Consider the following 20,460-nt stretch of genomic DNA (forward strand, 5'->3'; position numbering starts at 1 on the left):
ACTCGCCTTTGAGTTGCAGTTGTGAAACTAATAGTAGCAATTGCCGTTAATCCACGTTACGGATCTAAGCGAATGTATATTTTTACATTAATTTAGGGTGGTACCGCGGGAATCTATAACCTCTCGTCCCTTTCTAGGGATGAGAGGTTTTTTGTATTTTGGGCGGTGAAAATAAATAGAATTTCAAGGAGGGTATCTCATGAGCTTTAATCATCAAGATATTGAGAAGAAGTGGCAAGGGTACTGGGAAGAGAATAAAACATTCCGTACGCCAGATGAGACAGAAAAACCAAAATTTTATGCACTAGATATGTTCCCATATCCATCAGGTGCAGGCCTACACGTAGGACATCCAGAAGGTTATACAGCGACAGATATTTTATCTCGTATGAAGCGTATGCAAGGATATAACGTTCTTCATCCAATGGGATGGGATGCATTCGGTCTTCCAGCAGAGCAATATGCACTTGATACTGGGAACAGCCCAGCAGAATTTACAGAGCATAATATTAATACGTTCCGTAACCAAATTAAAGCATTAGGTTTCTCTTACGATTGGGACCGTGAAGTAAATACAACAGATCCAAACTACTACAAGTGGACACAATGGATTTTCCTAAAGCTATTTGAAAAAGGCTTAGCTTACGTTGATGAAGTACCTGTAAACTGGTGTCCAGCACTTGGTACAGTACTTGCGAACGAAGAAATTATTGACGGTAAGAGTGAACGCGGTGGACATCCAGTTGAGCGTCGTCCGATGAGACAGTGGATGTTAAAAATTACAGCTTACGGAGATCGTCTATTAGAAGATCTAGATGAGCTTGATTGGCCAGAAAGCTTAAAAGATATGCAACGTAACTGGATCGGTCGTTCTGAAGGTGCAGAAGTACACTTCAACATCGACGGTACAGATGAGAAATTCACAGTTTTCACAACGCGCCCTGATACATTATTTGGTGCAACATACTGTGTACTTGCTCCGGAACATGCACTTGTTGCAGAAATTACAACAGCGGAACAAAAAGAAGCGGTAGAAGCTTACATTAACGCTGTAAAAATGAAGAGTGACCTAGAGCGTACAGAACTTGCGAAAGAAAAAACTGGTGTATTCACTGGTGCTTACGCAGTTAACCCAGTAAACGGTGAGAAATTACCAATCTGGATCGCTGATTACGTTCTGGCAACTTACGGAACAGGTGCTGTTATGGCAGTTCCAGCTCATGATGAGCGTGACTATGAATTCGCATCAGTATTCAATCTTCCAATGAAGGAAGTTGTAAAAGGCGGAGACATTACGAAAGAAGTGTACACAGGTGATGGTGCACACGTAAACTCAGCATTCCTTGATGGTTTAAATAAAGAAGAAGCAATCGCAAAAATGATTGAATGGCTTGAAGTAACAAGCGCAGGAAATCAAAAAGTAACGTACCGTCTACGTGACTGGTTATTCAGCCGTCAACGTTACTGGGGTGAGCCAATTCCAGTAATCCACTGGGAAGATGGCACAATGACAGCTGTGAAAGAAGAAGAATTACCATTAGTTCTTCCGAAAACAGAAAACATCCGTCCTTCAGGTACAGGTGAATCACCACTTGCAAATATTGACGAGTGGGTAAATGTTGTTGATCCTGAGACTGGTAAAAAAGGTCGTCGTGAAACGAACACAATGCCACAATGGGCTGGTAGCTGCTGGTATTACCTACGTTACATCGATCCAAACAATAGCGAAGCACTTGTAGATCCTGAAAAAGTAAAACAATGGCTTCCAGTTGATATTTATATCGGCGGAGCGGAGCACGCTGTACTTCACTTACTATATGCTCGTTTCTGGCATAAAGTATTATACGATATCGGTGTAGTTCCAACGAAAGAGCCGTTCCAACAATTATTCAACCAAGGTATGATTCTAGGTGAAAACAACGAGAAAATGAGTAAATCAAAAGGTAACGTTGTAAACCCTGATGATATCGTAGCAAGCCACGGTGCAGATACACTTCGTCTATACGAAATGTTCATGGGACCATTAGATGCTTCAATCGCTTGGTCTGAAAATGGTCTTGACGGAGCTCGTCGTTTCCTAGACCGCGTATGGCGTCTATTCGTTCAAGATAACGGTGAATTAAGTGAGAAAATTACTGATGCGCCAAATAAAGAGCTTGAAAAAGCTTACCACCAAACAGTGAAGAAAGTAACAGAAGACTATGCAGAGCTTCGCTTCAACACAGCGATTTCTCAAATGATGGTATTCATCAACGATGCATACAAAGCTGAAACACTTCCGAAAGAATATGTAGAAGGTTTCGTGAAAATGATTGCACCAGTTGCACCTCACATTGGGGAAGAGCTATGGAGCAAACTTGGATACAATGAAACAATCACATATGCAAGCTGGCCAACATTTGATGAGTCTAAACTTGTAGAAGATGAAGTTGAAATCGTTGTTCAAGTTATGGGCAAAGTTCGCGCAAAACTAACAATGAGTAAAGACGCATCAAAAGAAGAAATGGAACAACTTGCACTTGAAGCAATTCAAGACCAAATTGAAGGGAAAACAGTTCGTAAAGTAATTGTTGTTCCTGGAAAACTTGTTAACGTTGTTGCAAACTAATTCATTCTAAATAAAAGCTCAGAGCATGTATGCTCTGAGCTTTTTTGTGTAGAAAATAATCTCTGGATCACCTTAGTCTAAGTTTTCAATTATTCCACTACGTACAAATAAAAGAGCGGAATTCCAATACAGACAAACACCTATTTTTCTATGGGAAATATGATAAAAAAGGTAGGCTAAATTGAGTAGAAGAGGTGAAAGGAATGAAAGGGATGGACAATAATGCACCACATGGCTTCTTCGGAGGTGGATCGGATAGTTATGAACAAATGATGTTAATGGGAGGAGCTGGCCAACAAGGGTACGGTGGAATGCCGAGCTGGATGGGTGGATCAGCAGGAGGGTTCCCAACATCGGTAGCTGGCATGCAAACTGGAATGCCTACATCAATGGGAGGCTTTTCGACATCAGGGGCTGGAATGCCTACAGTAACAGGAGGGTTTCCGACATCAGTAGCTGGCGTACAGACAGGATTTCCGGTACCGGGAGTAGGTGTTGTAGCTGGAGGAATAGGTGGGTATCCGCAAGTTGTTCACGGTCATCATGGACATCATCACCATCAAGGTCACCACGGTCATCATGGACATCATCACCATCAAGGTCACCACGGTCATGATGGACATCATCACCATCAAGGTCACCAAGGCCAACACGGGCATCACCATCACCAAGGCCAACACGGTCACCATGGTCATCACCATCATCACGGCCATCAGGGGCAACAAGTACATCACCACGGACATCATCACATTCATCCGCAAGCTGTTCTTTATCAAATGCACCAAGGCCACCAAGGTCAGCACGGTCACCAAGGACAGCACGGTCACCAAGGTCAGCACGGTCACCATGGACACCACGGTCACCAAGGACAGCACGGTCATCAAGGTCAGCACGGTCATCAAGGTCAGCACGGTCATCATGGCCACCAAGGTCAGCACGGTCACCAGGGTCAACACGGTCACCAGGGTCAACACGGTCACCAGGGTCAACACGGCCATCAAGGTCAACAGCACCAACAATATCAGCAATATCAACAACAGCAACAATCTTCTCCTTGGGCAGGTGGAATTGGAGCGGGAGCAGCAGGAGCAGCGGCAGGAGCGGCTAGCATTAGTGGAGCAGCAGGACACGCTGGACACGTGGGGCATTAATGACTTGCAGAAAAAAAGACATAATAAAAAACTGCTAGGAAATCCTAGCAGTTTTTTTCAGCTTCTTGGCGCTGACGTTCGATTTCAGCACGAAGTTGTGGTTCTGGTGCTTGCCAGCCTTCTGGTTTTAGAATTTTGCCATCGCCTTCGCGGAATCGAGGTTTCCCATCAGGGAATAATTTTGCCATGTTTGCGTTATTTACAATTTCGAATCCTTTATCTGGACGTACGCCCATTTCTGCAAACGTTCCGAATGCAAAGTAGATAAGGTCAATTAGTGCATCATATTGATCTTCAACAGTCGTTGCTTCTAGAAATTCTTCTAGCTCTTCTTGCATAAAACTTGCACGGATTTTTGCACGTTCTTCTGTTAGTTTTGTTGGAGTATTTGTCACGGGGTGTCCGAATTCTTCATGCATTTTTGCAACAAGCTCGTATCCTTTATCTAAACCTTTTTCGTTTGTCATGTTGTTTCATCCTTTCTCACTTTGTGCCGAATCTCATTGTAACATAAGGTGATTATGAAATGAAAAGGGACTGTTCAAAAGTTTCATCTTTTAGTTCAGATAGCGATAGTGAAAGATTAAATCGATTTAACGACAAAACCTGTTAAAAAAAGAAAGCCATCCCGAAATACTTTTGGGACGGCCCTGCTCGTTATTTTTCTTCTTTTATTAAAATGGATAAAATAAGGTCGATGCCAAACATACCAACGAGCAACATTGGTATAACGACAAGTAAATAACGTGTGAAGGAAACATTTTTTAAGTATGTATGAGCAAATAAAAAGACGCCGAGAAATAAAATACCATTTAAAATAGGCTTTACTAATTTTTTAGACATAAGCTCCCCCATAAATATCTTCTCTCTCTATCTAAAATAAAAACTCCTCTTTCCGTTGTATCATGCCGGGGAGAGGAGTTCAATCATTTCTCATTCAATTACACCAGAATTTGTAATGTTTACGGTATATTTTATAGTAACAGGGACATCTTTGTACATTCGTCGCCACTCTTCTAAATTGAATGGGCGATAATGTTGCTTATATTTAGCTCCTAGCCCGAGAGGATCGACACCTAAAGATTTAAACTGCTTAATTAATTTAGCAGCTTGTGTATCTAATTGTTTTTGGACATCTTTTTCAATATTTTTTGAGTTCTTATTATTTTCTAAGTTAATTTGTTTCGATAGTTCTTGAATGCGCGCCTCAAGATGAACGTGAATGAAAAAAGAGGGTTTCCCGTTTTTAATTTTTATATCGTAAGTTGGAACAGAATGAATATTATTAATCATTACGTACGCAGAATCGGTTTTAAATTCATGTGAATCTAATTTATGTTTTTCTAACAATCCTTTAAATACGAACATATCTTTTTGCGCAATTTTACCGATATATTTATCCTTTTTAAAAAGACCAATTCCGGTAATTTTTATTTTATCACCATGCTTCTTTAGAATTGGAATATAGTAGTCTTGCCCTTCTTGATAATAACGGAATGCTCCTACATGCAGATTATCCGTTGGTAAAGGACCAGTTTCCATGTTATGCTCTAACAATTTTTTTATATAAATTGCAACGTTGTATGAGGTCGTATATTTCCCTTTTAAGAGTTCAGTGCCATTACCTTCAAGTAAAGCAACATATAAAGCGTTCCCTATATTCACATCTCGAAGTAATGTATCGAATGAAGTAGACATTCCTTTTTTGGCAAGTCTTATAGTATATAGAGCAACACGCATCTGTCCGCTAGCAAATGGTTGGGAAGACTCTAAAGATGTGTCTGCTTTTACTTGTTTTACAGCGTTTGCGGTACCTTCAAAAACTTGAACTTTATTTCCTTTTTTCTGAATGGGACAAACGAATGTCACTTTTACTTTATTATCTTTTGCAACGTCAAATACGGTTCCTTGAATAAGTTGTACATCATCGATAATATTTTTTTGTAAACATCCAGTTAGACTGAATAATGTTATACAAGAAATAAGTATTAATTTGCTTGTGCTTTTGATTTTTTCCATTTTCTTTTCACCCACACAATAATAAATAGGATTGGGATGTATACATAAATGAGCCAAAAACTAACTTTTGATGCATTACTAATAAAATTGTTAATATCGTGCCTGTTTGTTAAAAGTTGTGAAACAATAAGCGTGATAAAGAAAAAAGCAATTAAAATACCTCTTTGTTTTACACGAAATATTTCGTGAGTTGCTCTCATTGACGCCCATAAAGGGAGGATAAAACTTGAAATAATAACGAGTGCATAGCCTGAAATTGCGATATATTCGAGTCTTTCTATAAATGGTAATTGAATGACTTGGGTCATAGAAAGTTGGGCCCATATCGTTTTTAACAGTTGTTTTTCACTAAAAAATGCAAAGGCTAAAAGGGTGCTAAATAAATATAGAAGATTTGAAAATAGTGCTCCGTATTGAGCGTATTTATGAGATTGCATAGGCTTTTTCACAAATGGATACACCATGAGGTAAATCTCAAAACCGGTCATACTGTAGATTGACAGTTGAGCGGATTTTAAAATGTCTGAAAAAGAATGTGTGAATATAGGTAGCAAATTATCCCAATGTGAATATTTCAAAACGAATAAGCTTAAAAATAAATATCCCAATGTACCACCAATAGAGATGACGCAAATACCGGTAATGACACGAAATCCAGAAGAGATAATGTAATAGCTAACTAAGCATAAAAAAAGTGTTAACATCCACGTGGAAGCAGTTGGGAACATCCATACTTGAATAATTTCAACATACGTTCGAATAACCGAAATACTGACGATTAAAAAATAGGCCGCAAAGATGATATTAAAGACATTCCCTATCCACTTTCCAAACGTTTGTCGTTGTAAATCAATTAAATTTCCGTTTGTTTCTTTTAATAAAAAATACATCATCCATATAAGGAGATGGATACAGAGTCCTGTGATTAGAACGCCTATCCAGCCGTCGTATCCAGCAGCCTTGGCAGTAATTCGAGCGAAGCCGAGAACGCCAGCTCCAAACTGTGCACCGTGAATTAAGAAGAAGACAAAGACAGGAGATATTTGATATTTTTCTTGAACTTTACTCATCAATGCACCTCATTCCTTAATCATCGAAGTCTGATCTATGTTTTGTTGAAATTCCTTTTGCTGATTTTTTTACATGTTGTGGTCTTGCTTGTACATCTCTTGTATCAATCATTGTTAAAGGAAAACGAATCCAAGAGTCCTTAACCGATTGTTGTCTCGTCGGGTAAAACAAAGCGTACGGCTTACGTAAGGAAGTAAGTCTAAAAAGATGAGTAAATAAAAAGATAAATCCAAGAGAGATACCGAAGAGCCCTCCTATTTCTGCGAATGCTAGAAACGGGAAACGTAGTAATCGAACTGCATTACCCATTTTATAAATAGGTGTAATAAAGGAAGCGAGTGCTGATAAGGCAACGATAATTAATAAAATATTACTCGTTAAACCAGCTTGTACAGATGCTTGTCCGATTACGATACCGCCTACAATACCGAGCGTTTGACCAACTTTCATCGGTAACCTCGCGCCAGCTTCTCTTAATAAGTCGATTGCAAGTTCTAAAAATAGTGCTTCAATTAATGGTGGGAACGGTACTTGTGCCCTTGATAAAATCAAAGTTTCAAGTAAATCACTTGGAATAAGTTCATAATGATAATTTAAAACTGCAACGTATAACGGTGTAGCGCAAATTGAAAATAGCACGGCAATTAATCTTAAAATCCTTGAAAATGTAGCGTACATCCAAGAGACATTATAGTCTTCTGGCGAAATGAAAAAATCAAAATAAGATACAGGTGTTAATAGAACGCTTGGAGAACCATCCACAAAAATAGCGATTTTCCCATCAATGAGTGCTTTTGTAACTCTATCAGTACGTTCTGTATTGATATAGAGGGGAAAAATTGACTTTTCTCCCATTAGTTCTTGTATATAAGCACTATCATTAATTTGATCATATTCAAGAGCGCGTAATGACTCCTCGAGAAAATCTACATTATCTTTTTCAGCGAGGTTGTCTAAATACATCATGACAACCTTTGTTTTGGAAAACTCACCGACAATCATTTCTTTTGTTTGTAAATCTAAAACCGGAAGACGTTTTCGTACTAAATTAATATTTGTATCAATATCCTCTACGAAACCTTCTTGAGGACCGATAACAGTTGATTCATTTAAAGGAGGTGTTGGTGCGCGATAATTATCAATTGCAATGTTTGCGAGCATACACTTTTGATCTCGTTGATTTACTTGAACAATTGCATGCCCCTTTAAAACCATATCCTCAATTTTTTGTAAATCGTTCGTAATTGTAATGCCACTCATCGGAATATGTTCTTTCAGCTCTTCTAGTGAAGCCTTAGGTCGTTCTAAAAGAGTAGGCATTAAATACTTTTGCAATTTCTCACCATCAAGCGAAGGTCGATAGTAAGAAATCCAATAAGGCATCGTTTCATCGTCAGATGTATGGTAATTAACAAAATCACTAGACTTTTTGAGTTTCTCTATTAAATCTTGTAGAGAATGAATACGGTCTTTTTCTGGTTTTGTAAAATCATAAATACTATTATTTCCAGAGCTTTGCTGTTTATCTTGAGATGAGTCACCTTGTTTAGAGTGTTGTTGCTGATTTTGAGCCGAGTCATCTTGTTTAGAGTGTTGCTGTTTACCTTGATTCGAATTATCTTGTTTAGAGCTTTGTTGTCTATCCTGAGCTGAATCGCCTTGCTTAGAATGTTGTTGTTTATCCTGAGCTGAGTTGCTTTGTTTAGAATGTTGCTGTTTATCCTGATTCGAGTCATCTTGTCTAGAATGTTGTTGTTGTTTATCCTGAGCTGAGTCATCTTGTTTAGAGTGTTGCTGTTTATCCTGATTCGAGTCGTCTTGTTTAGAGTTTTGTTGTTTATCCTGAGCCGAGCCATCTTGTTTAGAATGTTGCTGCTTATCCTGATTCGAGTTATTTTGTTTAGAGTGTTGTTGCTGATCTTGAGCCGAGTCATCTTGTTTAGAATGTTGCTGCTTATCTTGGGAAGACTCCTTATGATCTTCTTTTTTTTGTTCGCTCTTGCTACCTTTATTATGTTTCATACTTCTAGTCTGTTCTTTGTTATCATCCTCTTGATTGTTAGGTTGTTGCTCCGAATTATCTGTTTCGTTTTTCTCTGTCGTATTTGATTTTTTTTTCTTACGTAGCCAATTCCAAATCATATGTATGCCCTCTTTGATTGTGTAATATAGTGCTATTTTGTGGCTAATTTTGTATATTATTCATTTATTTATGAAAAGAAGGAGGAGATTGGTTTGCATAGAAAAAATCCTTTAGTAAGTAGTTCATACTATGATGGGAAGAGGGTGAGTCTGTGCAATTTGTAAAAAAAGAAAAGTTTGTTTTAAGTGAGTTTACGTTTGAAAATGGTAGGGAAATTCCTGTTCAAATGGGGTATGAGACGTATGGTACTTTAAATAGAGAAAGGTCAAATGCGATTTTGGTATGCCATTATTTTAGTGCAACGAGTCATGCAGCAGGAAAATATACAGCGCATGATGAGGATTCTGGTTGGTGGGATGGTTTAATTGGATCGGGAAAAGCAATTGATACAAATAAATACTTTGTTATATGTACTGATAATCTTTGTAATGTGCAGGTGAAAAATCCTTATGTGTTTACAACAGGACCGAAATCAATTGATCCGAAAACTGGAGATGAATATGCGATGGATTTTCCGGTTTTTACATTTCTTGATGTAGCTCGTATGCAATATGAGTTAATAAAAGATATGGGAATCGTAAGGCTGCATGCTGTAATGGGGCCGTCAGCTGGCGGGATGATTGCGCAGCAATGGGCTGTTCATTATCCTCATATGGTAGAGCGGATGATTGGTGTTATTACGAACCCGCAAAATCCAATTATTACGTCGGTAAATGTAGCGCAAAATGCAATGGAGGCTATTCAACTGGATCCAAGTTGGAAGGGCGGAAAATATGGAGAAGAGCAGCCAATGAAGGGACTTCATTTAGCAAACAGAATGATGTTTATGAACGCATTTGATGAGCATTTTTATGAAACAACATTCCCTCGTAATAGTATAGAAGTAGAACCTTATGAAAAAGTTTCTACATTAACATCATTTGAGAAAGAAATAAATAAAGTGACATATAAAAGTATAGAGTTAGTAGATGCAAATTCGTGGATGTACACTGCGAAAGCAGTTTTATTACATGATATTGCGCATGGGTTTTCTTCCTTAGAAGAAGCACTGTCTAACATAGAAGCGAATGTACTTATGATTACGTGCAAACAAGACCTGCTTCAGCCGTCACGTTATAATTATAAAATGGTAGACATGTTGCAAAAACAAGGGAAATATGCGGAAGTGTATGAGATAGAAAGTATAAATGGACATATGGCGGGAGCATTTGATATTCATTTATTTGAAAAGAAAGTTTATGAATTTTTAAATCGGAAAGTATCTAGTTTTGTGTAGAAAATAAATGGTGTGAAAAAGGTGCAATGTATGTAGTAGGCACCTTTTTTTACATGATTTGTAGACGGAAAATATATGTGGCAATTGCTATACCGAAGAATGCGATACTAAGCAATAGAAATAAGAATGACATTTCTTGTGGTGATTTTATCTTTTTATTATTTTTCATACTAAGAGCAATAATTGCGGCGATTAAGAAAATGATGCCCGTAATGAAAAGAAAAAGTGTCATTTTCATTGGCTCCTTTCATAAAACAAGTATATTGAGGATACAATGCAGGAGTTAGATTTGTAAAGAATAAGTTTTGCGGGGAAATTGAGAAATAAATTTTCCGTTCTTTGCGTTCTTTCTTTCGCATGCTAAAATTGATTAGACATGCTTGTTTAAGGAAGAGATTAAAGGTTTTATTGTATATAAGGAGGAACGACATATGACAGAAGTTAAAACAATTACTACAGAAGAAGTACAAGAGCGTTTAGAAAATGGAGAAACGTTATTTTTAGTAGACGTAAGGGAAGATGAAGAAGTAGCGGCAGGGAAAATTCCGGAAGCTGTACATATTAAAATGGGTGATATCCCAAATAAAGTAGATTTCTTTGATAAAGAGAATGAATATATCTTTATTTGCCGTTCGGGAATGCGCAGTGAAAATGTATGCCATTATTTAAATGAGCAAGGATTTAAAACAGTGAACATGGTTGGCGGTATGCTTCAATATGAAGGTGAAACGAAATAAGTAGTTTAAAAAACTTGAAACGTGTTTGTTTCAAGTTTTTTTCTTTTGCATACAGTGTACAAAAGGGGGATAGGTAAATGGGGATTAACTTGCGGAAAGTAAAAATTATTAATAATACAGGGGCTGTTAATGTCGGTGACTGTTATGATATCTCACCTTTAGCTGTAGCAAAAGTATATGCAGGTGCTGGAGGATCGAGTGCGGCTATTTTTTTAAATGGGAAAAGACAGCCAGAAGCGGTGATTCGAACATCAGTGTTTCTTCCGCCATTAGCAACGAGTACACGTACATTAGGTTCATAGAGGAAAGGTAGAGTGTAATTATGCCTGCTCATATAAAAGAGTTTGTTATTGTAAATAACACTGGGAATATATTTACCGGAGATAATTTGAGTGATACGTCGTTTACTGCTACGAAATCGTATAGTGGTTCAATGGGGTGTACTTGGATTGATGTTGTTACAGTAATAGGAACGGAGACAAAGCTTTGTTTACAGCCTGGAGATTCGGTGACGACAACATATACACGAGGTACTCCTGCTGGTACTGTAACAGGAACAAATATGGGGCAAGGTACAAATGTATCGGGTATAGCACAAGCCGTCCCAAATACAGATAATTTGGATTCAACTGCTGGACTCCCTTAAAGAATTAAGGGAGTTTTTATTATTTCAAATAAAAATAGTCTTTGAGTTTGTCTTTGTAAATACATATTAAGAAGAAGAGGTTTGTTTCATGTAAAAAAGATAGTCTGTAGGTGGTGAAAGTGTGAGAGAGCGCGATAAACAAAATTCATTAAACTCTAATTTCAGAATTTCACCAAATCTTATTGGGCCTACCTTTCCTCCTGTTCCAACGGGATTTACTGGCATTGGGATTACTGGTCCAACCGGTCCACAAGGTCCGACTGGCCCACAAGGACCAAGAGGATTGCAAGGTACGATGGGGGAGATGGGCCCGACAGGTCCTCAAGGTGTCCAAGGGATTCAAGGACCAGTTGGACAAATGGGTGCAACTGGTCCAGAAGGACAGCAGGGGCCACAAGGATTGAGGGGACCAGAAGGAGCAACAGGAGCGACAGGCCCTCAAGGGGTGCAAGGGTTACAAGGTCCGATTGGTCCAACCGGAGTGACTGGGGCACAAGGTATACAGGGGATACAGGGATTACAGGGGCCAATTGGAGCTACTGGACCTGAGGGACCTCAAGGAATCCAAGGAGTGCAAGGAGTACCAGGAGCAACTGGTTCGCAAGGAATACAAGGACCTCAAGGGATACAAGGCTCACAAGGACCGAGTGGAAATACGGGAGCAACAGGAGCGACAGGTCAGGGGATTACTGGTCCGATTGGCATAACAGGTCCAACAGGGATAACAGGTCCATCTGGAGGACCTCCTGGTCCAACGGGGCCAACTGGTGCGACAGGTCCGGGGGGCGGACCGAGTGGGAGTACAGGTGCGACGGGAGCAACAGGAAATACAGGGACAACAGGAAGTACAGGTGCAACTGGAGTAACGGGAAATACAGGTCCGACTGGAAGTACAGGAGAAACAGGAGCACAGGGACTGCAAGGAATACAAGGGGTTCAAGGGCCAATTGGGCCAACCGGTCCAGAAGGTCCACAAGGTATTCAAGGTATTCCTGGCCCGACGGGAGTAACTGGTGAACAAGGAATCCAAGGGGTTCAGGGGATTCAAGGGATAACGGGGGCAACTGGAGATCAAGGAACACAAGGTATACAAGGGGCTATAGGACCTCAAGGTGCAACCGGAGCAACTGGAGATCAAGGTCCACAAGGAATCCAAGGAGTACCAGGGCCAACAGGAGAAACGGGAATACAAGGAGTTCAAGGGCTTCAAGGCCCGATGGGTGAGATAGGACCAACAGGACCAGAAGGCTCAGAAGGACTTCAAGGCCCCCAAGGAATACAAGGGGTGCCAGGACCAGCTGGAGCAACCGGTCCAGAGGGTCCGCAAGGTATACAGGGAATTCAAGGGCCGATAGGAGCAACCGGTCCAGAAGGTCCACAAGGTATACAGGGGGCTATAGGACCTCAAGGTGAAACAGGAGCAACTGGAGCACAAGGAGCAACTGGAATTCAAGGTGTACAAGGGAATATAGGTGCAACAGGTCCAGAGGGCCCACAAGGTGTTCAAGGTGCACAAGGAGCGATTGGCCCAACAGGTCCGATGGGGCCACAAGGAGTTCAAGGAGTACAAGGAATTCAAGGAGCAACGGGTGCGCAAGGAGTGCAAGGGCCACAAGGAATACAGGGAATCCAAGGTCCGACAGGAGTAACGGGGGATACGGGTACAACAGGTGCGACAGGGGAAGGAACTACAGGACCAACTGGAGTAACTGGTCCAACAGGGGTAACTGGTCCTTCTGGAGGCCCAGCAGGCCCGACTGGTCCGACGGGGCCATCAGGACCGACTGGTGTGACAGGTCCATCCGGTGGCCCACCTGGCCCGACAGGGGCAACAGGTTCGACAGGAGTAACGGGAGATACCGGGGCGACGGGCTTAACAGGAATGACAGGTGAAACGGGAGCAACCGGAGCAACCGGGATTACGGGTTTACAAGGCCCACAAGGAATTCAAGGAGTGCAAGGGATCCAAGGTCCAACAGGCCCGCAAGGAGTTCAAGGTCCCCAAGGAATACAAGGAGTAACTGGGGCGACAGGAGATCAAGGTCCACAGGGAATCCAAGGTCCACAAGGAATTCAAGGAACAACGGGTCCCCAAGGAATTCAAGGAGATCAAGGACCCCAAGGAATCCAAGGTGTGACAGGGGCAACCGGAGCACAAGGTCCGCAGGGAATTCAGGGGATACAAGGTGTGCAAGGTCCGACTGGTCCACAAGGCCCAACCGGAATTCAAGGAGTACAAGGAGAAATAGGTCCAACCGGTCCGCAAGGCGTGCAAGGATTGCAAGGTCCACAAGGACCAACAGGGGACACAGGACCGACTGGAACACAAGGTTCACAAGGGATTCAAGGTCCACAAGGCCCAACGGGATCCACTGGAGAAACCGGAGCGACAGGCCCGCAAGGAATTCAAGGCCCGCAAGGAATTCAAGGCCCACAAGGAATCCAAGGTCCAACGGGAGTAACAGGTTCACAAGGTCCAACAGGGTCCACGGGTCCAACTGGTTCGCAAGGAATTCAAGGTCCAACAGGCCCGACTGGAGCGGGAGCAACCGGGGCTACTGGAGCAACGGGTGTGACCGGAGTTAGTACAACTGCAACGTACTCATTTGCAAATAATACATCCGGAAGTGCTATTTCTGTTCTGTTAGGTGGTACGAATGTACCGTTACCGAACAATCAAAATATTGGTCCAGGGATCACTGTTAATGGTACGAATACTGTATTCACAGTTGCGAATGCAGGGAATTATTATATAGCTTATACAATTAATATAACGGCAGCTTTACTCGTAAGTTCACGCATAACTGTAAATGGGGTTCAACTTGCAGGAACCGTTAATTCACCAGCAGTAGCTACAGGTTCGTTTAATGCGACAATCATTGCTAATTTGCCTGCTGGAGCTGCTGTTAGTCTGCAGTTATTTGGATTACTTGCAGTAGCTACATTATCTACGACAACACCAGGAGCTACGCTAACTATTATTAGGTTAAGTTAATAGGGAGAAAACCTTGGGGCTTTTATGCTTCAAGGTTTTTTATCTCGTTATAAGTAGGGAGTCTAATTGGTTAGGAAAGTTTCACTTTATTCACTTGAGCAAAAACATCGCAGTTCGAAAATATATTATAATAGAATGAAAAGAGAGAAATTTGGCAGAAAGGGAGGGTGGCGATGCAGGAGATGGTTACAGATTTTTTTGGACGCCCGCTTCAAGATTTGCGCATATCTGTCATTGATCGTTGCAATTTTAGATGTACATATTGTATGCCAGCGGAAGTTTTTGGGCCAGATTATGCTTTTTTGAAAGATGAGTTTTTATTGACGTTTGATGAAATTGAGCGTTTGGCAAAACTATTTGTTAGCATCGGTGTACGAAAAATTAGACTTACTGGTGGCGAGCCACTGCTTCGTAAAGATTTAACAAAACTTATTGCACGTCTCGTGAAAATTGAAGGGTTAGTAGATATAGGGTTAACGACAAACGCGATTCATTTAACGAAACAAGCAAAAGCATTAAAAGAAGCTGGATTACATAGAGTAAATGTTAGTTTAGATGCAATAGATGACGAGGTATTTAAGGATATTAATGGCCGGAATATCAATACGAAACCTGTTATAAAGGGAATTATGGCTGCAAAAGAGGCAGGGCTTGATGTAAAGGTAAATATGGTTGTGAAAAAAGGGATGAATGACCATCAAGTACTTCCGATGGCTGCTTATTTTAAAGAGCAAGAAATCACGCTTAGGTTTATTGAGTTTATGGATGTTGGTAGTACAAATGGTTGGAACTTTGATCAAGTCGTTACAAAACAAGAATTAATTGAAATGATTCATAGCGTGTATCCGCTTGAGCCAGCTGAAGCGCATTATTTCGGTGAAGTTGCGAAGCGATATCGTTACGTTGGGACAAATGTCGAAGTCGGTTTTATTACTTCTGTTTCAGAGTCATTTTGTTCCTCTTGTACGAGAGCTAGAATTTCGGCAGATGGAAAGTTTTATAATTGCTTATTTGCGACAGAAGGATTGGATATAAGGGAACTTCTTAGAGGAGATCTTTCGGATGTTGAGTTAGTAAGAGTTATACAAGATGTATGGATGAATAGAAAAGATAGATATTCGGATGAACGGACAGAAGAAAGTGCGAAAAATCGTCCGAAAATTGAAATGTCTTACATAGGAGGATAAGAAAGGGGGGTATCGTATGCAGGAGCGATATTCAAGACAAATATTATTTGCTGGTGTTGGAGAAGAAGGACAGAGAAAAATTAGAGGGAAGCATGTGCTTATTATTGGTGCTGGTGCTCTTGGTGCGGCAAATGCAGAAGCAATTGTTAGGGCAGGTGTTGGAAAAATAACAATTGCGGATCGCGATTATGTAGAATGGAGTAATTTACAAAGGCAACAATTATATACAGAAGAAGATGCAAAGCAGTATAAACCGAAGGCGGTAGCAGCAGCAGAGCATTTAAAAGCGATTAATTCTGAGGTGGAAATAAATCCGGTTGTGACGGATGTAACAGTGCAAGAAATGGAAGAGCTAGTGAATGATGTAGATTTAATATTAGATGCGACAGATAATTTTGAAACGCGTCTTCTTATTAATGATATTTCACAAAAGTATAATATTCCGTGGATATATGGTGGTTGTGTCGGAAGCTACGGAGTAACGTATACAATTTTACCAGGAAAAACACCGTGTTTCCGCTGTTTAATGGAACATCCAGCGAGCGGGGCAACATGTGATACGGCTGGTATTATACAGCCAGCAGTACAATTAGTAGTGGCGCATCAAATAACGGAAGCGCTGAAAATATTAGTAGAAGACTACGGAGCACTGCGCGAAACGATGTTATCGTTTGATCTTTGGAATAATCAACAGATGGCATTTAAAGTGAATAGGCAGAAAAAAGACACATGTCTATCCTGCGGAAGATTACGTACATATCCGAGTTTAACATTTGAAGCACAAACGAAAACAGAAGTTTTATGTGGCCGAAATACAGTACAAATCCGTCCAGGTGTGCGGAATGAGTTTAATTTAGAGGAAATTAAAAAGCGCTTACAAAGGAGTGTGGAAGTAAAAGCTACTCCGTATTTATTATCATTTCTGGTAGAAGAGTTTCGTTTTGTTTTATTTACAGATGGCAGGGCGTTTATTCATGGGACGAATGATATCAATGTAGCAAAACGTTTATATGCAAGATATATAGGCTGAACCTAAAGGGAAACCCTTTAGGTTCAACAGAGTGAAGATTAAGATTTTCTCGTATAATCGCCACTTTTTCCGCCTGTTTTTTCAAGTAAGTACGTTTCGCCAATAATCATACCTTTATCAACAGCTTTACACATATCGTACACAGTAAGAGCTGTAGCCGAAGCAGCTGTTAAAGCTTCCATTTCAACACCAGTGCTACCTTCTGTTTTAACTTTTACTTCAATAAGTAATCGATATTGTTCTTCGGATTGTTTCCAATCGAAAGAAACGTCAACACCTTTTAATAATAAAGGATGGCACATTGGGATAATATCAGAAGTGCGTTTCGCAGCCATAATACCTGCGATTTGTGCAACTGCTAATACGTCACCTTTCCCGATTTCATTGTGAGAGATTTTATCGTAAATTTCTTTTGTAACGACAATGCTAGAACAGGCAATTGCTGTTCGAACGGTTGCTTTTTTGTCGCTTATATCAACCATCTTCGCGCGTCCTTGGTCATTAAAGTGTGTAAATGAAGACATGGAATTCCTCCTTGAAGTAATTTCTATTTAATATATAAAGTTTAATCGAGATAAAAAAAATTGCAAATATGAGGTGAGAAACGATGGTAGAAAAACGAATTCCGATTCAAGTTGCTGAGGCAGTAGAGAGGGTAATGGAGCATGCGAAGAATGGTGAAGTAGAAGAGGTTTCTATTACGGAAAGTTACGGGAGAATTCTTGGGGAGGATGTTGTCTCTGATCATGACGTTCCTCATTTTGATCGTTCTCCTTACGATGGTTTCGCAATTCGAGCAGAAGATACGAAAGAAGCGAATCAAGAGAATGCAGTTGAATTTGAAGTAATAGGAGAAATTGGGGCGGGATCTGTTTTTACAAAAGAAGTAGGATCTTTTCAGGCCGTTCGTATTATGACGGGAGCGGCTATTCCAGAGGATTGTGATGCAGTTGTAATGCTGGAGCTGACGGAAGGTTTTGAGAAGAACGGAAAAACATATATGAAGGTAAAGCGTCCTTTTCATAGTGGTGACAATGTGTCATTTAAAGGAGAAGATATAAAACAAAATCAAGTTCTCGTTCAGAAAGGCGTTGCAATTAATCCAGGTGTTGCGGCCTTATTAGCGACATTTGGATATAGCACTGTAAAGGTTGTAAAACAGCCTGTTGTTGGTATTGTGACGACAGGAAGTGAATTGTTAGAAGTACATGAGTCGTTACAGCCGGGGAAAATTAGAAATAGTAACTCGTATATGATTGCCGCTCAAATTATGAAAGCCGGAGGGAAAGTTCGTTATTATGGCCAACTTGCCGACGAGTTAGATGCATGTTTTACAGCCGTTCAATCGGCGATGGATGAAGTTGATATTTTAATTACGACAGGCGGTGTGTCGGTAGGAGATTATGACTACTTGCCGGCTATTTATGAAAGATTACAGGCGAATGTACTCTTTAATAAAATAGCGATGAGACCAGGAAGTGTAACGACAGTAGCTGAAGTTGATGGGAAGTTACTTTTCGGTTTATCAGGGAATCCGTCAGCTTGTTACGTAGGATTTGAGCTATTTGTGCATCCGGTGATCCAAACGTATTTGTATGCGAAGGAGCCTCACGTATATAGAGCAGATGCTATTTTACAAAAAGATTTTCCAAAGCCAAATCCGTTTACTCGTTTTGTAAGAGCAAAGGTGACAATTGTGGAAGGGGCATTACAAGCGATGCCGGTCGGTTTAGATAAATCGAGTGCGGTATCTTCACTCGCCGATGCGAATGCTTTTATTGTGTTACCTGGGGGAACGAGAGGTTTTGAGGCAGGGATGAAAGTATCTGTATTATTGTTAGAGCACGCCGAGGGAAGTGATTGGCCATGGGCAAAGCCCCTTCAATCTTACAAATAGTAGGGTATCAAAATAGCGGAAAAACAACGCTTGTTGAGAAAGTTGTGTATGCATTAGCCGAACGGAAAATGAAAGTTGCTACCATTAAACACCACGGGCACGGAGGATTTCCGGAAGTAGCGCAAAAAGATAGTGAGAGGCACCGAAAGGCTGGTGCTGTCGTTAGTAGTGTAGAGGGCGCTGGCTTACTTTCGCTGTCGTCGTTAAGAGAGGAATGGTCCTTGCAAGAAATTATTCGCTTATATGAGTTTTTTGAAGTGGATACAATTTTAATAGAGGGCTATAAAAAAGAGAGCTATCCGAAAGTAGTGTTACTTCGTTCTGCAGAAGACGTTGAACTTTTGTATAAAGTAGAAAATATAGTAGCGGTTATTACGTGGCATGATGCTCCCGCAAACTTACGAGAAGAATATAAAATATTTCATATAACAGAAGAAGATTTGTATATAGATTGGTTTGTACAAACGGTAAGGAGTACGAAATGACAAATACGTATTATGAAGTAATTGATACAGAAATCTCGATTGAAGAGGTAGCGAAGAAGGTTATTCGCCGCGAATGCGGTGCTGTTACAACATTTATTGGAACGGTTAGAGAGTTTACGAAAGGGCGTCGTACATTATACTTAGAATATGTCGCTTATAAAACGATGGCAGAAAAGATGCTAGAGAAAATTGGATCAGAAGTGAAAGAGAAGTGGCCAGGTACATACGTTGCGATTACACATCGCACCGGAACACTGCAAATTTCTGATATAGCGGTTGTTGTTGCAGTTTCAACGCCGCACCGTAAAGCGGCTTATGAGGCGAATGAATATATTATGGAACGCATAAAACAAATTGTTCCGATTTGGAAAAAAGAGTTTTGGGAAGATGGGGATTCATGGATTGGTGATCAATTAGAAAAAACGCCATATCCGGCGGGAGAGCCTGGGAAGGAGCTATAAGTATGATTCGAGTATTGTTATTTGCGTACTTGCAAGAGGAAGCTGGAACAAGTGAGTTACAAATAGAGAAAGAAAATATTACGGTTGCAGAGTTAAAAGATATTGTTGCTAAAGAATATAATGTACCAATGACAGCGCCAATTATGGTTGCGATTAATGAAGAATATGCAAATGAAGATGACAGGGTCCAATCTGGTGATGTTGTTGCACTAATCCCACCGGTGAGCGGTGGTTAATATTGGATTCATTAAAACGACTTTCCTACATAGGGGAAGTCGTTTTTTTATGGGAGTTTTGCGAACACTAACGTATAGAACAAGGAGGGTGTTATGAAAAAAATATGTGTAGTTATTACAATGCTATGTGCGTTTTTTTTCTTTTCTCCAATTGATTCTTTCGCGAAAGAATCAAGGGAGCAGCTTTTAGAGAGTGCATTATCGAATAGGTATTATTCGGTTATTAGACAAGTGACAGAAGATCAATATGAATGTGCTTCAGTTATAAATATAAAGCGTCTCGGTAAGAATGGTGAGTTCATTCCTAGATTTGAAATTACGCTACAATTTCTTACGTTCCAAGGTGCACATAATCCGCCGAATGATAAAGTTACACTTACTTTGGAAGATCATTTAAATCACGTAAAGATAAAGAAGGTGGAGCGAGAAAAGAATGTTTCTGGTGCTATTGCAGAAAAGGTTTGTGAACGGGAAAAAGAAAAAATAAAAGCTCACTCCAATGATTCAGAGTGATAACC

The 20,460-nt window shown here is 40.4% G+C and carries 21 protein-coding genes and 1 other annotated feature (1 of these 22 cut by a window edge); of the genes, 14 read left to right on the top strand and 7 right to left on the bottom strand.

Translation table 11 applies throughout. From position 1 onward, the window contains the following. Positions 1-134 (top strand) — a binding site (T-box leader); it begins 86 nt to the left of the window's first position. Between the two features lie 65 nt (positions 135-199). Together leuS and FS742_RS09770 are read left to right on the top strand one after the other, a co-directional pair. Continuing rightward, entirely contained in the window at positions 200-2,608 is a 2,409-nt protein-coding gene (gene leuS, locus FS742_RS09765) for a leucine--tRNA ligase (RefSeq protein ID WP_144612186.1), read from the top strand. A gap of 203 nt (positions 2,609-2,811) precedes the next feature. Next, the gene (locus tag FS742_RS09770; RefSeq protein ID WP_144612187.1) at positions 2,812-3,759 is read left to right on the top strand and encodes a hypothetical protein; all 948 of its coding nucleotides are present in this window, start codon (positions 2,812-2,814) and stop codon (positions 3,757-3,759) included. Positions 3,760-3,803: 44 nt separating this feature from the next. Here the strand turns inward: FS742_RS09770 and FS742_RS09775 are convergent, their stop codons facing one another. The 5 genes from FS742_RS09775 to FS742_RS09795 form a co-directional block, all read right to left on the bottom strand. Beyond that, on the bottom strand, positions 3,804-4,226 hold the full coding sequence (locus tag FS742_RS09775; RefSeq protein ID WP_000180547.1) for a pyrophosphohydrolase domain-containing protein: 423 nt from the start codon (positions 4,224-4,226) through the stop codon (positions 3,804-3,806). Between the two features lie 190 nt (positions 4,227-4,416). Next, on the bottom strand, positions 4,417-4,602 hold the full coding sequence (locus FS742_RS09780) for a hypothetical protein (protein WP_000038782.1): 186 nt from the start codon (positions 4,600-4,602) through the stop codon (positions 4,417-4,419). 90 nt (positions 4,603-4,692) lie between these two features. Next, entirely contained in the window at positions 4,693-5,778 is a 1,086-nt protein-coding gene (gerHC, locus tag FS742_RS09785) for a spore germination protein GerHC (protein WP_144612188.1), read from the bottom strand. Further along, positions 5,748-6,848, bottom strand: a complete 1,101-nt coding sequence (locus FS742_RS09790; protein WP_144612189.1) for a spore germination protein — start codon at positions 6,846-6,848, stop codon at positions 5,748-5,750. Before FS742_RS09790 ends, gerHC begins: the two co-directional genes overlap by 31 nt. A 16-nt stretch (positions 6,849-6,864) precedes the next feature. After that, positions 6,865-8,991, bottom strand: a complete 2,127-nt coding sequence (locus FS742_RS09795) for a spore germination protein (protein WP_144612190.1) — start codon at positions 8,989-8,991, stop codon at positions 6,865-6,867. Between the two features lie 152 nt (positions 8,992-9,143). Here FS742_RS09795 and FS742_RS09800 point away from each other — a divergent pair, with 152 nt between their 5' ends. Further along, positions 9,144-10,268 carry a homoserine O-acetyltransferase family protein gene (locus FS742_RS09800; RefSeq protein ID WP_144612191.1) on the top strand — a complete coding sequence of 375 codons (1,125 nt, stop codon included), beginning with the start codon at positions 9,144-9,146 and terminating at the stop codon, positions 10,266-10,268. Between the two features lie 49 nt (positions 10,269-10,317). On the opposite strand, the gene FS742_RS09805 is transcribed toward FS742_RS09800, so the two are convergent. After that, a complete protein-coding gene (locus FS742_RS09805) occupies positions 10,318-10,500 on the bottom strand; it encodes a hypothetical protein (protein ID WP_000171896.1) in 183 nt (60 codons plus the stop codon). Positions 10,501-10,699: 199 nt separating this feature from the next. Here FS742_RS09805 and FS742_RS09810 point away from each other — a divergent pair, with 199 nt between their 5' ends. The 6 genes from FS742_RS09810 (at position 10,700) to FS742_RS09835 (ending at position 16,863) form a co-directional block, all read left to right on the top strand. Beyond that, on the top strand, positions 10,700-11,005 hold the full coding sequence (locus FS742_RS09810) for a rhodanese-like domain-containing protein (protein WP_000141212.1): 306 nt from the start codon (positions 10,700-10,702) through the stop codon (positions 11,003-11,005). Positions 11,006-11,082: 77 nt separating this feature from the next. Next, complete coding sequence (locus FS742_RS09815) at positions 11,083-11,307, top strand: spore germination protein (RefSeq protein WP_000512463.1); 225 nt, start codon at positions 11,083-11,085, stop codon at positions 11,305-11,307. 20 nt (positions 11,308-11,327) lie between these two features. Then, positions 11,328-11,651 (top strand): hypothetical protein, encoded by a 324-nt coding sequence (locus FS742_RS09820; RefSeq protein ID WP_001110861.1) that lies wholly within the window; start codon positions 11,328-11,330, stop codon positions 11,649-11,651. Between the two features lie 121 nt (positions 11,652-11,772). Continuing rightward, entirely contained in the window at positions 11,773-14,646 is a 2,874-nt protein-coding gene (locus FS742_RS09825; RefSeq protein WP_144612192.1) for a BclA-related collagen-like exosporium protein, read from the top strand. A 173-nt stretch (positions 14,647-14,819) separates the two neighbouring features. Further along, entirely contained in the window at positions 14,820-15,833 is a 1,014-nt protein-coding gene (moaA, locus tag FS742_RS09830; protein WP_144612193.1) for a GTP 3',8-cyclase MoaA, read from the top strand. A 16-nt stretch (positions 15,834-15,849) separates the two neighbouring features. Further along, entirely contained in the window at positions 15,850-16,863 is a 1,014-nt protein-coding gene (locus FS742_RS09835) for a molybdopterin-synthase adenylyltransferase MoeB (RefSeq protein ID WP_144612194.1), read from the top strand. 38 nt (positions 16,864-16,901) lie between these two features. Here the strand turns inward: FS742_RS09835 and moaC are convergent, their stop codons facing one another. Then, a complete protein-coding gene (gene moaC, locus FS742_RS09840; RefSeq protein ID WP_016085884.1) occupies positions 16,902-17,387 on the bottom strand; it encodes a cyclic pyranopterin monophosphate synthase MoaC in 486 nt (161 codons plus the stop codon). Between the two features lie 83 nt (positions 17,388-17,470). Here moaC and moeA point away from each other — a divergent pair, with 83 nt between their 5' ends. The 5 genes from moeA to FS742_RS09865 all read left to right on the top strand — a co-directional run bounded on the left by moeA (position 17,471) and on the right by FS742_RS09865 (position 20,455). Beyond that, positions 17,471-18,760, top strand: a complete 1,290-nt coding sequence (gene moeA, locus FS742_RS09845) for a molybdopterin molybdotransferase MoeA (RefSeq protein ID WP_144612195.1) — start codon at positions 17,471-17,473, stop codon at positions 18,758-18,760. Beyond that, entirely contained in the window at positions 18,730-19,245 is a 516-nt protein-coding gene (mobB, locus tag FS742_RS09850; RefSeq protein ID WP_144612196.1) for a molybdopterin-guanine dinucleotide biosynthesis protein B, read from the top strand. Before moeA ends, mobB begins: the two co-directional genes overlap by 31 nt. Further along, positions 19,242-19,706 (top strand): molybdopterin synthase catalytic subunit MoaE, encoded by a 465-nt coding sequence (gene moaE, locus FS742_RS09855; RefSeq protein ID WP_144612197.1) that lies wholly within the window; start codon positions 19,242-19,244, stop codon positions 19,704-19,706. The genes mobB and moaE overlap by 4 nt, the downstream gene beginning before the upstream one ends. Before the next feature lie 2 nt (positions 19,707-19,708). Continuing rightward, positions 19,709-19,942: a molybdopterin converting factor subunit 1 gene (moaD, locus tag FS742_RS09860; protein ID WP_144612198.1), complete on the top strand. Its 234-nt coding sequence runs from the start codon at positions 19,709-19,711 to the stop codon at positions 19,940-19,942. A 93-nt stretch (positions 19,943-20,035) separates the two neighbouring features. Further along, positions 20,036-20,455 (top strand): DUF3888 domain-containing protein, encoded by a 420-nt coding sequence (locus FS742_RS09865; RefSeq protein ID WP_144612199.1) that lies wholly within the window; start codon positions 20,036-20,038, stop codon positions 20,453-20,455. The last annotated feature ends 5 nt before the right edge of the window (positions 20,456-20,460 follow it).

Origin of the sequence: Bacillus cereus, assembly GCF_007678085.1 — a bacterium.
In the GTDB taxonomy this organism is placed as follows: Bacteria; Bacillota; Bacilli; order Bacillales; family Bacillaceae_G; genus Bacillus_A; species Bacillus_A cereus_BE.

Bases quoted from the DNA above. Each gene is read 5' to 3' on its own strand.
- leuS (WP_144612186.1), top strand. From the start codon at position 200: ATGAGCTTTAATCATCAAGATATTGAGAAGAAGTGGCAAGGGTACTGG.
- FS742_RS09770 (WP_144612187.1), top strand. From the start codon at position 2,812: ATGAAAGGGATGGACAATAATGCACCACATGGCTTCTTCGGAGGTGGA.
- FS742_RS09775 (WP_000180547.1), bottom strand. From the start codon at position 4,226: ATGACAAACGAAAAAGGTTTAGATAAAGGATACGAGCTTGTTGCAAAA.
- FS742_RS09780 (WP_000038782.1), bottom strand. From the start codon at position 4,602: ATGTCTAAAAAATTAGTAAAGCCTATTTTAAATGGTATTTTATTTCTC.
- gerHC (WP_144612188.1), bottom strand. From the start codon at position 5,778: ATGGAAAAAATCAAAAGCACAAGCAAATTAATACTTATTTCTTGTATA.
- FS742_RS09790 (WP_144612189.1), bottom strand. From the start codon at position 6,848: ATGAGTAAAGTTCAAGAAAAATATCAAATATCTCCTGTCTTTGTCTTC.
- FS742_RS09795 (WP_144612190.1), bottom strand. From the start codon at position 8,991: ATGATTTGGAATTGGCTACGTAAGAAAAAAAAATCAAATACGACAGAG.
- FS742_RS09805 (WP_000171896.1), bottom strand. From the start codon at position 10,500: ATGACACTTTTTCTTTTCATTACGGGCATCATTTTCTTAATCGCCGCA.
- FS742_RS09810 (WP_000141212.1), top strand. From the start codon at position 10,700: ATGACAGAAGTTAAAACAATTACTACAGAAGAAGTACAAGAGCGTTTA.
- FS742_RS09815 (WP_000512463.1), top strand. From the start codon at position 11,083: ATGGGGATTAACTTGCGGAAAGTAAAAATTATTAATAATACAGGGGCT.
- FS742_RS09820 (WP_001110861.1), top strand. From the start codon at position 11,328: ATGCCTGCTCATATAAAAGAGTTTGTTATTGTAAATAACACTGGGAAT.
- moaA (WP_144612193.1), top strand. From the start codon at position 14,820: ATGCAGGAGATGGTTACAGATTTTTTTGGACGCCCGCTTCAAGATTTG.
- FS742_RS09835 (WP_144612194.1), top strand. From the start codon at position 15,850: ATGCAGGAGCGATATTCAAGACAAATATTATTTGCTGGTGTTGGAGAA.
- moaC (WP_016085884.1), bottom strand. From the start codon at position 17,387: ATGTCTTCATTTACACACTTTAATGACCAAGGACGCGCGAAGATGGTT.
- moeA (WP_144612195.1), top strand. From the start codon at position 17,471: ATGGTAGAAAAACGAATTCCGATTCAAGTTGCTGAGGCAGTAGAGAGG.
- mobB (WP_144612196.1), top strand. From the start codon at position 18,730: ATGGGCAAAGCCCCTTCAATCTTACAAATAGTAGGGTATCAAAATAGC.
- moaE (WP_144612197.1), top strand. From the start codon at position 19,242: ATGACAAATACGTATTATGAAGTAATTGATACAGAAATCTCGATTGAA.
- moaD (WP_144612198.1), top strand. From the start codon at position 19,709: ATGATTCGAGTATTGTTATTTGCGTACTTGCAAGAGGAAGCTGGAACA.
- FS742_RS09865 (WP_144612199.1), top strand. From the start codon at position 20,036: ATGAAAAAAATATGTGTAGTTATTACAATGCTATGTGCGTTTTTTTTC.